This window comes from Corynebacterium sp. HMSC06C06 (assembly GCF_001807295.1).
Taxonomy (GTDB): Bacteria; Actinomycetota; Actinomycetes; order Mycobacteriales; family Mycobacteriaceae; genus Corynebacterium; species Corynebacterium striatum.
In genome coordinates, this window is the sequence record NZ_KV788505.1 from 1 (window position 1) to 12,441 (window position 12,441).

11 protein-coding genes are annotated in these 12,441 nt (G+C 58.2%); 7 read left to right on the forward strand and 4 right to left on the reverse strand.

What is annotated here, in order from left to right:
* Nucleotides 1-54: 54 nt before the first annotated feature.
* Nucleotides 55-450, reverse strand: coding sequence for a hypothetical protein (locus tag HMPREF3153_RS08665; protein WP_070420585.1), 396 nt, complete (start codon nucleotides 448-450; stop codon nucleotides 55-57).
* Between the two features lie 286 nt (nucleotides 451-736).
* On the opposite strand from HMPREF3153_RS08665, the gene lexA reads away from it, so the two are divergent.
* Nucleotides 737-1,462, forward strand: coding sequence for a transcriptional repressor LexA (lexA, locus tag HMPREF3153_RS08670; protein ID WP_046645329.1), 726 nt, complete (start codon nucleotides 737-739; stop codon nucleotides 1,460-1,462).
* A 308-nt stretch (nucleotides 1,463-1,770) separates the two neighbouring features.
* Nucleotides 1,771-2,556 carry a DeoR/GlpR family DNA-binding transcription regulator gene (locus HMPREF3153_RS08675; protein WP_070420586.1) on the forward strand — a complete coding sequence of 262 codons (786 nt, stop codon included), beginning with the start codon at nucleotides 1,771-1,773 and terminating at the stop codon, nucleotides 2,554-2,556.
* 131 nt (nucleotides 2,557-2,687) lie between these two features.
* Here HMPREF3153_RS08675 and ptsP read toward each other — a convergent pair whose 3' ends face one another.
* The gene (gene ptsP / locus HMPREF3153_RS08680) at nucleotides 2,688-4,379 is read right to left on the reverse strand and encodes a phosphoenolpyruvate--protein phosphotransferase (RefSeq protein WP_070420587.1); all 1,692 of its coding nucleotides are present in this window, start codon (nucleotides 4,377-4,379) and stop codon (nucleotides 2,688-2,690) included.
* Between the two features lie 203 nt (nucleotides 4,380-4,582).
* Here ptsP and HMPREF3153_RS08685 point away from each other — a divergent pair, with 203 nt between their 5' ends.
* Genes HMPREF3153_RS08685 through HMPREF3153_RS08695 form a run of 3 tightly spaced genes read left to right on the forward strand, consistent with a single transcriptional unit; the run spans nucleotide 4,583 to nucleotide 8,001 of the window.
* Entirely contained in the window at nucleotides 4,583-5,545 is a 963-nt protein-coding gene (locus tag HMPREF3153_RS08685; RefSeq protein WP_070420588.1) for a 1-phosphofructokinase family hexose kinase, read from the forward strand.
* Between the two features lie 35 nt (nucleotides 5,546-5,580).
* Nucleotides 5,581-7,680, forward strand: a complete 2,100-nt coding sequence (locus HMPREF3153_RS08690) for a PTS fructose transporter subunit IIABC (RefSeq protein WP_070420589.1) — start codon at nucleotides 5,581-5,583, stop codon at nucleotides 7,678-7,680.
* Nucleotides 7,681-7,731: 51 nt separating this feature from the next.
* On the forward strand, nucleotides 7,732-8,001 hold the full coding sequence (locus HMPREF3153_RS08695; protein WP_005529038.1) for an HPr family phosphocarrier protein: 270 nt from the start codon (nucleotides 7,732-7,734) through the stop codon (nucleotides 7,999-8,001).
* Nucleotides 8,002-8,101: 100 nt separating this feature from the next.
* Here HMPREF3153_RS08695 and HMPREF3153_RS08700 read toward each other — a convergent pair whose 3' ends face one another.
* Together HMPREF3153_RS08700 and hflX are read right to left on the reverse strand one after the other, a co-directional pair.
* Nucleotides 8,102-9,382: a uracil-xanthine permease family protein gene (locus HMPREF3153_RS08700; protein WP_046645324.1), complete on the reverse strand. Its 1,281-nt coding sequence runs from the start codon at nucleotides 9,380-9,382 to the stop codon at nucleotides 8,102-8,104.
* 30 nt (nucleotides 9,383-9,412) lie between these two features.
* Nucleotides 9,413-10,873: a GTPase HflX gene (gene hflX / locus HMPREF3153_RS08705; protein ID WP_070420590.1), complete on the reverse strand. Its 1,461-nt coding sequence runs from the start codon at nucleotides 10,871-10,873 to the stop codon at nucleotides 9,413-9,415.
* 136 nt (nucleotides 10,874-11,009) lie between these two features.
* Here hflX and HMPREF3153_RS08710 point away from each other — a divergent pair, with 136 nt between their 5' ends.
* A complete protein-coding gene (locus HMPREF3153_RS08710) occupies nucleotides 11,010-11,801 on the forward strand; it encodes a hypothetical protein (RefSeq protein ID WP_070420591.1) in 792 nt (263 codons plus the stop codon).
* 23 nt (nucleotides 11,802-11,824) lie between these two features.
* On the forward strand, nucleotides 11,825-12,421 hold the full coding sequence (locus HMPREF3153_RS08715; protein WP_070420592.1) for a hypothetical protein: 597 nt from the start codon (nucleotides 11,825-11,827) through the stop codon (nucleotides 12,419-12,421).
* The last annotated feature ends 20 nt before the right edge of the window (nucleotides 12,422-12,441 follow it).

Below are 12,441 nucleotides of genomic sequence, written 5' to 3' on the forward strand. Positions count from 1 at the left end.
ACTCCGTGACCAAAAACTCCATAGACATCACAAGCAAAGGCTTTACACGGATGGCTAGTTGTTCACGCTGGCTTGCACAACCTGCTGAGTTCCCTGTGACGCAGCGCCCCCATCAGCCGTGAGACCACCAAACACAGTTCCGATGAACACTGCCACGCCGAACACCGCACCAAGAAGATAGTTTCCGCGATTCGAGTTTTCACGCGAATTTTCCACCTCGTGCTGACCAGCATGATCGGTGCGTGGACGACGCTGAGGAACACCGCTGTATGTTCGATTGTCTACACTGAGTGTTCGAACATCACGCACATGTGGACTCCGTGTAGCGCCGTAGCGTGCAGATGCATCAGCATCCCAAACAGACGCCGCTGGCACAACGCTGGCGCGGTACGCACGGGATGAGTTGAAGTAGTTAACCTGCTTGTTGTTGGAGTTGAGCACGATTGCCATAATGTTTCCTTAAGCGTTTTAATTTGACGATTAGTTTGCGGCTACAGCCTATTCAAACGCTACGACACGTTCGAAAATTCCCATCGCCAATTCGTTCGAATTAGTTGCTATGTTCGATTTATAACAGCTTTTCGAAAGTTTGTCCATATCGAAGCGAAAATTCTCGAACATTTGCCCACAACGTGATAGAAATGAAGAGAAGCTTTTCGAAAATTCGAACAGATAGTAGCTAACCACCCCACCCGAGCAGATTCGACGCCATACCTACCCCACCCAAGGAGACCCGATGCCACGCAAACCCGCCAAGAATTCTGGGAAGCCGGACATCAATTCACTCTCTGCGCGCCAGCGCCGCATCCTGGACGTCATCCATGACGCTGTGATGCTGCGCGGCTACCCGCCTAGCATCCGTGAAATCGGCGACGCCGCCGGACTGCAATCCACCTCCTCCGTGGCCTACCAGCTCAAGCAACTCGAGGAGAAAGGCTTCCTGCGTCGCGACCCTAACAAGCCACGAGCCGTAGACGTCCGACACCTCAATAATGAGGAAGACACCAAGAAGCCGGGCCGCAAGACAGGAGCCAAGGCAGACAAACCAGAAACTGGTTCATCTTTGACGCCTGAAGAGGCTTCTGAGGTTGCTTACATTCCAGTTGTTGGCCGTATCGCTGCGGGCTCCCCCATCACGGCTGAAGAAAATATTGACACTTATTTCCCGATGCCAAACGACGTAGTGGGAACCGGTGAGCTATATATGCTGCAGGTTGTCGGGGACTCCATGCGTGATGCCGGTATCCTCAATGGAGACTGGGTCATTATCCGCTCCCAGAATGTCGCTGAAGAGGGCGAATTCGTAGCAGCGCTGCTGGACGGCGACGAGGCAACTGTCAAGGAATTCCACCGCGATTCCTCGGGCATCTGGCTCCTGCCACACAATGACGCCTACTCCCCGATCAAGGGTGACGATGCGGAGATCATGGGCAAGGTTGTTTCCGTCTTCCGCAAGCTTTAGCAGGCGATGTAACATCTTTTCTAGCGGGCATTACCCTCTAATTCCACCCCCTTAAGGGACAGAATTCCACTTCTCGGGTTTTAGCGCCCAAAATCACACATTCCAAAAGTGCAGGCAGTGACTTTAAATTTCACTGCCTGCACTTTTTCTTATATGTGTACACCTTTGGTTTATTCCGATTCGTAGGGTTTTCTGGAAAACTAGGGTTAAGTCAGTTTTATTACTGCGAAAGTACCGCCCCCAACCCCGAGGGCGGAACAGAATACCCAATGCCCCACCCCGTTACGGGCATATTGTTGGAGGACTCTATGTACGCAGAGGAACGTCGCCGCCAGATCGCATCCCTCACTGCTGTTGAGGGACGCGTTAATGTAACTGAGCTTTCCGAGCGGTTCGATGTCACCGCCGAAACCATCAGACGAGATCTCGCCGTCTTGGATAGAGAGGGCGTGGTCCATCGTGTGCATGGCGGCGCAGTGGCGTCCCAGTCTTTCCAAACCGCTGAGTTTACCTTGGACACGCGCCAGCGTTCAGCCACGGGCGCAAAAATCGCCATTGCGCGCGCCGCGATGCAATTCTTGCCTGAAGCCGGTGGCAGCATCTTCCTTGACGCGGGTACGACCACCAACGCTCTTGCCGATCTGATCGGGCAACAGAATGCGGCGGGTCAGTTCTCTATTGTGTCCAATAGCTTGCCCATCGCTTTGTCTCTGGCTAGCAACGGCGTCCCAGATGTGCAGCTTCTTGGCGGTACCGTGCGCGCTATCACCCAGGCAGTAGTGGGTGATACCGCACTGCGAACCATGGCACTCATGCGCGCGGACGTTGCCTTCATCGGCACCAACGCCCTTACATTGGATCATGGACTGTCCACGGCCGATTCCCAAGAGGCCGCCATCAAGACCGCCTTCGTGACCAACGCCCACAAGGTTGTTGTTCTCTGTGACTCTTCCAAGCTCGGGAATGATTACCTAGTTAGCTTCGCATCCATCGCCGACATTGATGTTGTGGTCACCGACGCCGCTGCCCCTGAAAGCTTCGTCGAAGCACTGCGTGAACAAGAGATCGAAGTCGTCATCGCAGCCGAAAAGTAGCTTCCTGCTTAATTACTCCATTCTCAGCTGAGTTTGATCCTCAGCTGAGTTTGTCAGCAGGAGGACAGGGCAGAATCTAAAACGAATCGAAGCCCCCAAAACCATTGGGGGCTTCCTCGTATCTCAGACTCTTAAGCCTTGAACTCTTCCATCAGAGCCAGGGCTGCGGTGCGAGCCTCAGACGGGCCTTCAGCGTTAATAGCAGCTTCAGCCAGCTTCTGACACTGCTCGAGGGTCAGCTCGGAAAGCTGAGCGCCAACGCCTGCGACAGCAGTCGATGCAGCGGAAAGCGAGTTGACACCCAAGCCGGTGAGCACGCAAGCGAGCAGCGGATCAGCTGCAGCCTCGCCACAGACGCCGACCGGAACGTTGTTGTCGCCGCCAACCACGCAGGTGTGCTGGATGAGTCGCAGAACAGCCGGCTGCCACGGATCTGTCAGGTAGGCCAGCTGTGGGGAGAGACGGTCCGCCGCCATCGTGTACTGGGTGAGGTCATTTGTACCGATGGAGACGAAGTCGAGGTGCGGCATAATGGTGTCAGCCATAAGCGCAGCTGCAGGGACCTCAATCATGGCGCCAGCAGTCAGGCCGCGTTCGCGGCACAGACCCGCAAACCACTTTGCCTCAACTGCGGTTGCCACCATTGGAGCCATGACCCACGTTGGGGCATCGTCGCCACGGTCGGCTGCAGCCTGTGCGATTGCATCCAGCTGACGAGTCAGCAAAGACTCATTGTCTCGCGCAATACGCAGGCCGCGAACGCCCAGTGCTGGGTTTTCTTCCGAAGACAAAGTTGCGTAGGAAATTGGCTTATCGGAACCAGCGTCGAGGGTGCGAACAACGACCTTCGACTCGGGGAAAGCGTTGAAGACCTTGGCGTAGATACGCGCCTGCTCGTCCACGGTTGGCTCTTCACTAGCTGAAAGGAAGGACAGCTCTGTGCGGTAGAGGCCAATACCTTCTGCCTGAGAATCGGATGCAATACGCGCTGCGTTGCCGTCAGCAACGTTAGCCAGCAGCTGCACACGGTGACCATCCTTGGTTTGGGCCGGGCCACGCCACTGAGCAACGCGAGCAGCCTTTTCGCGGTACTCCTCCACTGCCTTCAGGGATTCTGCGCGGTCAGCGCCAAGGCTGACGGTGCCGACGGAACCATCAACAAAGAGCAAAGTGCCGGACTCGATGTTGCGCAGATCCGCGCCCACAGCCACGATGCAAGGAATGTCCAGCTGACGAGCGATGATCGCGGTGTGGCTGGTTGGGCCACCGAGCTCAGTAACGAGAGCCTTGATGTGCGCAGTATCGAGCGTTGCGGTGTCTGCCGGTGCCAAATCATCGGCCAACAGGACTGCTTCGCCGCTGACCATCGGCAGACCAGGCTCCTGCTCGCCACGCAGCTGTGCGATAACGCGATCGCGAACGTCCTTCAAGTCAGTGGTGCGCTCAGCCATCACGCCACCGGCAGCCTCAAACATGGTGACAAACTTTTCAGTCGCACTGGCAGTTGCATACTCTGCTGGACGGCCACTGCGGATGCTCTTACGTACTGCCTTGTGCCAGCCGCGGTCCTTAACCATGCCTGCGGTAGCTCCCAGCACTTCAGCGGCCTGCCCCTCAGCCCCTGCTGCACGCTGCTCCAGACGACTTGCAACTACGTCGACAGCTTCGAGGAAGCGGTCGTATTCTCCGTCCCGCTTCTCCTCATCGATCAGCTCACCAGCAGTGGGCAGTTCTGGGCGCGGGCGAACCCACACAGCCTCGGCGTATGCGACACCAGCGACAACGCCGGTGCCCTTGATGGTTGATTGAGATACGTTTTCCATCACACATTTCCTTCAGAAGGGGATTTTGCTCTCATCCTAGAACATCACAAACCGGACAAAAAAGCAACGAATACCACAGTAATTTGATTGACTTTCGGACACATTCGGACAACAATCAAAAGTGAGCAGAAAACTATGCTTGGCCATTGTCCGACGTGTTTTCTCCCAATATACGCAAACTGCAAAAGGGACGAATTTCCACAATGATTCTCACACTGACCCCCAACCCCAGTATTGACGCCACGCTTGCCCTCAACGAGACCATCAATCCTGGTACAGTCCACCGCGCTTCCCAGGTTTCCCAGGTCGCAGGCGGCAAGGGTGTCAATGTCACCCACGCTGTCCATTTGGCCGGAGTAAAAAGCGTCGCCCTTCTGCCCGCGCACAAAGGTGATCATTTCCTCAGCCTGATGGAAGAAGCACACATCCCATTCGACGCCGTCGCAATGCCTGGCACCGTCCGGATCAATACGGCGGTCACCGAACCAAACGGTCGCACCACCAAAATCAATGGTCCAGGACCAGTCCTCGACGAATCCGTGCAGTCAGCACTAACCTCTTCTCTCGGCGCGCTCGCAATCGGCGCCGATTGGGTAGTACTTGCTGGCTCCTTACCTAAGGGCGTTCCTACTGAGTGGTACGCCATGCTTGTCGACGCAATCCGTACCGCAGCGCCCCAGGCCAAGGTTGCGGTGGATACCTCCGATGCCCCGATGGTCGCACTCAGCGAGCGTCTTGAGACCTCTGCGCCGAACCTCATCAAGCCCAATGGCCTGGAACTTGGTCAGCTCACAGGGACCGACGGCGAAGCATTGGAAGCGGCAGCGGAAAAGGGCGACTTCAGCGGAGTCGTGGAAGCTGCTCGAGTCGTCGTAAAACGCGGCATTGGCGAGGTACTCGTAACGCTCGGCGGCGCAGGCGCCGTGCTCGTCACTGCTGATGGTGCATGGGCTGCGACTCCCCCACCAACCAAAGTCGTGTCTACGGTGGGCGCAGGAGACTCCTCCCTTGCTGGCTACATTCTGGCTCGCCGTGCAGGCAAAGACTTCGCAGAATCACTGCGCCAATCGGTGGCTTATGGCTCCGCAGCGGCAGCGCTGCCTGGCACCCAGATTCCGACCCCCGAACAAATCAATATCGACCAAACAATCGTCTCTTCCTTGTAAAGACTGAATTTATTCATTAATCAAAGGAGTGTCTCATGGCATCCGATCTCATCACGACTGACCTAGTCGCGTTGGACGCCGATTTCGGCGATAGCACCGAATCAGTCATCACCAATCTCGCCACTTTGGTCCATGGAACCGGCCGCGCTTCCTCTATCGAGGGCTTGGCACAACCAGCCATTGACCGCGAAGCCAAGGCCGGCACCGGCGTTCCCGGCGGCGTTGCTATTCCGCACTGCCGCTCTGAGGTCGTCACAGAACCAACCCTGGCTTTCGCTCGCCTGAGCCGTGGCGTGGATTTCTCCGGCCCAGACGGCGACGCACAGCTCGTCTTCCTCATCGCCGCACCAGCTGGTGGTGGCAAGGCTCACCTGAAGATTTTGTCCAAGCTAGCTCGAGCTTTGGTCAAGAAGGACTTCTTGGAAGCCCTCCGCTCGGCTCAGAGCAAAGAGGAAATCGTCAAGCTGGTTCTCGACGTAGTCAACGCCGAGAAGCCAAAGAAGCCTGCTGCTGAGGCAGGTGCCGCCGCTGGCGCAGCGGGTGCTGCTGTGGCTTCGGCCGAGCCAGCTACGGCAAAGGCCGGAGCCACCAACATCGTGGCGGTTACCGCGTGCCCTACCGGCATTGCGCACACCTACATGGCTGCCGACGCCCTGACGCAGACAGCCGAGGGGCGCGACGACGTCAACCTCACGGTGGAAACCCAAGGCTCGTCCAACAACACCTCTGTTTCCCAGTCCATCATCGATGCGGCTGATGCCGTCATCTTCGCCACCGACGTGGGAGTTCGTGACCGCGAGCGGTTCGCGGGTAAGCCGGTCATCGAGTCCGGTGTTAAGCGCGCTATTAACGAGCCAGGCGTCATGTTTGACGAGGCAGTTGCCGCTGCCAAGAACCCGAACGCTCGTCGTGTTGCTGGCGAGACGGGCGCGGCGTCGTCAAGCACTGCTGAAGAAGGCGCCTCCCTGGGCTGGGGCAAGCGCATCCAGCAGGCCATCATGACCGGTGTTTCCTACATGGTGCCTTTCGTTGCTGCCGGTGGTTTGCTCCTCGCTTTGGGCTTCCTCTTCGGCGGCTACGACATGGCTAACGGCTGGCAGGCCATCTCTACGAACTACTCGCTGACAAACCTGCCGGGCCACGAGATTGAGGTCGACGGCGCAATGATGACCTTCGACCGCTCCGGATTCCTCCTCTACTTCGGCGCCGTGCTTTTCGCTATTGGTCAAGCCGCGATGGGATTCATCGTCGCGGCACTGTCTGGCTACATTGCCTTCGCGTTCGCTGGCCGTCCTGGTATTGCACCGGGCTTTGCGGGTGGCGCCATCGCAGTCACCCTGGGCGCTGGCTTCATCGGTGGTCTGGTTACCGGCCTCATCGCGGGTCTCGTGTCCATGTGGATTGGCAACTGGAAGGTTCCACGCTGGATCGGCTCCCTCATGCCGGTTGTCATCATCCCGCTGCTGACCTCGCTCATCACCGGCCTGCTCATGTACCTGCTGCTCGGCGCTCCGCTGGCTGCACTCATGGAAGGCCTGCAGAACTGGCTGTCCTCCATGTCCGGCTCCTCTGCAGTGCTGCTGGGTATCATCCTCGGCCTGATGATGTGCTTCGACTTGGGCGGCCCAGTCAACAAGGCTGCATACCTGTTCGCTACTGCGGGTCTTTCCACTGGTGACCAGGCTTCCATGGAAATCATGGCTGCGGTTATGGCTTCCGGTATGGTTCCGCCAATCGCGCTGTCCATCGCCACCTTCGTTCGGAAGAACCTGTTCACCCCCGCTGAGCAGGAAAACGGTAAGTCTGCATGGCTGCTGGGGCTGTCCTTCGTTTCCGAAGGCGCTATCCCGTTCGCTGCTGCTGACCCGCTGCGCGTCATCCCTGCGATGATGCTGGGTGGCGCAACCACTGGCGCTCTCTCGATGGCGATGAACGTTGGCTCCCGCGCTCCGCACGGCGGCATCTTCGTCTTCTTCGCAATCGACCCGGCCTGGGCTTACTTCCTCGCAATCGCTATTGGCGTGGTCGTCTCCGCGGCCGCCGTCATTGCGCTGAAGCAGTTCTGGCCAAACAAGACGGTCGAAGAGGCTGCCGCCAAGGCGGAAGCTGCCAAGACTGCACAGGCCGCTGCATAACGCGTACACTTGTAATCACGAAAACACTTACAGTCGAAAGGACTTATCATCATGGCATCTAAGACCGTCAAGGTTGGATCTTCCGTTGGCCTGCACGCTCGTCCGGCTTCCATCATCGCGGACGCTGCTGAAGCTTACGACGAGGACATCTTCCTGACCCTCGTGGGCAGCGATGACGATGAAGAAACCGACGCCGCTTCCTCCCTGATGATCATGGCTCTGGGCGCAGAGCAGGGTGACGAGGTCACCGTTACCTCCGAGAACGCCGAGGCAGTCGAGAAGATTGCTGGCCTCATCGAGCAGGATCTGGACGCTTCCTAAGGCTCTAGACTCTAGTCTTAAAGACTTAACTCCCGGACTCTTTCAGAAGAGCTCGGGAGTTATTTTTATGCTTAATTCCTGTGCGCCGAGGCAGCTGTACTTAGTACTTCGCTCCCTTGCCCTCACCGAAGGTTTCATAGAGCCGCTTGGCGGCTGGGTAGACCACGATGACGCCGATGGAGCCCCAAGCGATGCCCTCGAGGGAGATGGAGCCGATGTTAAGTGTCAGATTGCCGATGCCGGCGATAAGAGCCACAGCAGCGCAGGTGAGGTTAACCGGGTTGTTGAAGTTAACCTTGTTGTCCATCCAGATGCGCACGCCCAGCATGCCGATAAGGCCGTATAGAACCAGAGTGGCACCGCCCAGCACGCCTGTAGGGATGGTGAAAATCAATGCGCCAAACTTCGGAATGAAGGCCAAACAGATAGCGAAGCTTGCCGCGACCCAATAGGCTGCCGTGGAGTAAACACGAGTAGCGGCCATGACGCCGATGTTCTCAGCGTAAGTCGTGGTACCAGAACCACCGAAGCCGCCGGCGATGGCGGTGCCCAAGCCGTCGGCGATGAGGGCGTCACCAGCAAGGTCATCGAGGTCGCGTTTGGTCATCTCAGACACGGCCTTTACGTGGCCGATGTTTTCCGCAATGAGGACCACCAAGACTGGCAGCGCCACGGCAATCGCAGAGAACTTGAATTCAGGGGTGTGGAACTGCGGAAGACCAATCCATGCCGCCTGGCGAATGGTCTCGGCTGTTCCTTCAGCAAGGTTGCCAGTCACCGCCGCGAAGACCCAGCCAATCACAACGCCGATAAGGATGCCCAAGCGCGCGACCATGCCGCGACCGCCCACGGTCGCAACGATGATCGCCACGAGAGTCACCACGGCCACCAGCGGCTGCGTCTGGAAGTTGCTCGTGGCAGCAGGCGCCAGGTTAAGGCCGATGAGCGCAACAATTGCGCCAGTCACCGCCGGAGGCATCACAGCATCAAGCACGCGGCGTCCCGCAGCCTTCACTACAAAACCGATGAGCACCAGCACCAGACCGGTCACCAGAATGGAACCTGCCTGCGCACCAATGCCGTACTGCTGCGAGGCAGACAGCGGCGCGATGAACGCAAAGGAGGAGCCCAGGTACGAAGGAAGGCGGTTGCGGGTGATCAGCAAGAAGAGAATCGTGCTGATTCCGGAGAACAGCAGCGTGGTGTTGACCGGGAAGCCGGTCAGTGTCGGCACCAGCAGAGTCGCGCCAAACATGGCGACCACGTGCTGCATACCGATACTGATGGTGCGGCCCCAGCTCAGTCGTTCTTCGGGCGCGACAACCGCGCCGGGTTCAATATTTTTACCATCGCCGTGCAGGCGCCAACCAAAAGTACTCACGAGCTTTCATTATTACCCACAAGCACGATTTTAGGAAACTTCCTCCACCACGAACTCCGAAAGCTCACGTGCGATGGACGCAGGAAGGCGGACGTCGACAAGCGTGCCCTCGTTGGTGTACTCCTCGTCGCGCACCGTGCCCTCGGCATGCACGCGAGATACGACGTCGCCGCGGGTAAACGGAACCAGCAGGCGGACGTGGCTGTCGCGAGAGTTAAGGAAGAGCTCAATGCGCGAGGTCAGTTCGTCGATGCCCTCGCCGGTGTGCGCAGAAACATACACCACGTTTTCGTGGTCGAGGACGTGGCGAATCTCTGCCAACACCAGCGGGTCCGCCTGGTCAATCTTGTTGATAACAATGATTTCCGGCGGTGCCTGCTCCCCTGTCTCCTTAACAATGTCGTAGATGACCTTGTTTACGGCCTCAATCTGCTTAATGGGGAAAGGATCGGATCCATCCACCACGTGCAGCATGATGTCCGCCGCCAAGACTTCCTCGAGCGTGGACTTGAAGGCCTCAACCAGCTGCGTGGGCAGGTGGCGCACGAAACCGACGGTATCGGTGAACACCACCTGGCGGCCGTCTGCAAGCTCAGCGCGACGCGTGGTGGGGTCCAGGGTTGCGAACAACGCGTCCTCCACCAGCACGCCCGCTCCAGTCATCGCATTAATCAGCGAGGACTTGCCCGCGTTGGTGTAACCCGCGATGGCAATCTGTGGAATCGTTGAAGACTGACGCTTGGAGCGCTTGACCTCACGCGCCGTCTTCATACCGCGCAATTCCTTGCGCAGGCGAGCCATTTCGGTGCGGATGCGGCGGCGGTCCGACTCGATCTTGGTCTCACCAGGGCCGCGCAGGCCGACGCCGCCGTTGGAGCCAGCTCGGCCACCGGCCTGACGGGACAGGTTGCCGCCCCAACCACGCGTGTGGGTGTACAGGTATTCCAGCTGCGCGAGCGAAACCTGGGCTTTACCCTCTTTGGACTTCGCGTGCTGCGCGAAGATATCGAGAATCAGCATCGTACGGTCAATGACCTTGGTATTGAGCTCGCGCTCCAATGCGGAGAGCTGACCTGGCTGCAGCTCACCGTCACAAATGACGGTATCCGCACCCGTTGCCTCAACAATCTCTTTGAGTTCCTGTACCTTGCCGCGGCCAATGTAAGTACCAGGGTCCGGCTTGTCACGTTTTTGGTAGATAGCCTCAACGACCTCGGCGCCCGCGGTCTCAGCCAGCGCCGCGAGCTCAGCCATGGTGGCCTCGACCTCGGCAACCGTACCTTCGGTCCAAACTCCTACGAGAACGACCTGCTCAAGGCGGAGTTTTCGGTACTCAACCTCGTAGCCGTCGGTGGTGTCTTCGGCGCGAATTGTGGTGGAAACGCGGCGGAAAGAATTACGCTCGGCTAGGTCGAGGTCACCCGTTGTAGGGTCTTGCGGCTGATAGTCGCCAAATGCCTGTGCGAGAAGTTCTTCGTGATTTTCGTTCATGTTCCCTCCATTCTTGCACGTCGTTGGCCTAAACCCCCAATTAGCGCTGAGCAAATATAGTTGCCATCTTTTCTCCGGCTTATTCCTTTAATATTCTTCCGCGGCAGCTTTTGGCCAGCACTAACGGCGGGATACAATGGCCACCATGACCGAGAATCCCACCGCCACTAAGGCCAACGCTGAAATGGAGGCCATCGGCCTCAACTTCGAGCGCTGGCAAGATGCCGTCGAGGCAGCCATCTCCACTAATCTGCTCACAGTCACTGGTGAAATCCGCGACGGCCAGCTCATCCAATTCGCAGACCCTTCAGGCGCCCAGATCAACATCTTGGCCGTAGAGCCGTTTGCCACCTACATCGGTTTCGAGTCTGTAACCCAGGCCTTCGCCCACGTATCCATGGTCAACGACGTTCTCGCCTTCTTGGAGATCCTCGATCCATTCGGCACCGTGCTGGCACAAGCCACCGCCAACCTTGCGCAAGGCCCGCTCCTCGTTGACGAGGAAACCCAGCCCTGGCAGCAGATCGGCCTGACCGCTATGGGCCTCAAGGTCCAGCGCTACGCCACTGCGGAAGCCTACGAGGCCGAGCTCGGAGCATACCCGGCCGCCTTCGAGTCCGAGGGTGCGGAAATCGTTTCCTCCGGCTCCGGTGCCGCGGCCCCTACTCCAGGATGCCGTTTCGCAGCTCGCGTTATGGAATCCTCGTGGCGCCACAACCAACTGACCGGTGAAAAGTTCATGCACTTGGTCATGGACGGTGCTTTCCCGTTCGATCTGTGCCTGCCAGCTTCCTTTGGCGAGCTCCCTGCGAAAGATGAAGTATTAGCCGGAACTGCTATGCTAACTGCTTCAATCGAAATGCCGACCGGTGGCTGCGGCTCCGGCGGCGGTTGCTCCTGCGGCTCCGGCGGCTGCGGCGGACACTAAGTAGCAAAGCAGAAAGGCCAGGTATGGGTTCAGGCAGTCGTCATGCGCTGGCCATCGCCCTCGCGGTGGTGGCTGCCGTTGCGCTCATCGGGACGCTAAAGCTATCTGGTCTTTTTATTGCCCTTTTGGTTGGGGGCGCCATGTGGTTGCTCGCCTCGAGGCGGCCCGATGCATCCGAGCATTCCGCGCTGCGTACCTCCATCGATCTTTCCGCGGACGATATTCGTGACGTGATCGCTGAATACGACGTTTTCTGTAACTCAGAAAGCACCGAATCCATCGCAGATCGCACCATGTACCGTCCAGCGCTGTTGGATCTCGATTGCTTGGATCCCACAATCGAGGCTTTTCACTACGAGCTGGGCGGCGCCAAGCGTTTCCTGCGCCGGCTCGAAACCCGCGTCTACCGCAACGACATCGAGACAGATGAACTCGAATCGCTCCTCAAGGTCACCGATGAGCGAGCCACCGAGCTGCGCGAGACCTGGCTCGCGGCTCGGCGCGCGGCCCATTCGTTGGGCACGAAATATGACCGCCGCCCGCAGGAGAACCGCGAGCTGCGTCGCACTGAGTCCCCTAAGACCCCTGAGGACCCTGAGACTCCTGAGGACAAAGCCTAAAGCTGCGTCAGCCTAAAGCT

Bases quoted from the DNA above. Each gene is read 5' to 3' on its own strand.
- HMPREF3153_RS08695 (WP_005529038.1), top strand. From the start codon at position 7,732: ATGGCATCTAAGACCGTCAAGGTTGGATCTTCCGTTGGCCTGCACGCT.
- ptsP (WP_070420587.1), bottom strand. From the start codon at position 4,379: ATGGAAAACGTATCTCAATCAACCATCAAGGGCACCGGCGTTGTCGCT.
- HMPREF3153_RS08715 (WP_070420592.1), top strand. From the start codon at position 11,825: ATGGGTTCAGGCAGTCGTCATGCGCTGGCCATCGCCCTCGCGGTGGTG.
- HMPREF3153_RS08685 (WP_070420588.1), top strand. From the start codon at position 4,583: ATGATTCTCACACTGACCCCCAACCCCAGTATTGACGCCACGCTTGCC.
- HMPREF3153_RS08675 (WP_070420586.1), top strand. From the start codon at position 1,771: ATGTACGCAGAGGAACGTCGCCGCCAGATCGCATCCCTCACTGCTGTT.
- hflX (WP_070420590.1), bottom strand. From the start codon at position 10,873: ATGAACGAAAATCACGAAGAACTTCTCGCACAGGCATTTGGCGACTAT.
- lexA (WP_046645329.1), top strand. From the start codon at position 737: ATGCCACGCAAACCCGCCAAGAATTCTGGGAAGCCGGACATCAATTCA.
- HMPREF3153_RS08665 (WP_070420585.1), bottom strand. From the start codon at position 450: ATGGCAATCGTGCTCAACTCCAACAACAAGCAGGTTAACTACTTCAAC.
- HMPREF3153_RS08710 (WP_070420591.1), top strand. From the start codon at position 11,010: ATGGCCACCATGACCGAGAATCCCACCGCCACTAAGGCCAACGCTGAA.
- HMPREF3153_RS08690 (WP_070420589.1), top strand. From the start codon at position 5,581: ATGGCATCCGATCTCATCACGACTGACCTAGTCGCGTTGGACGCCGAT.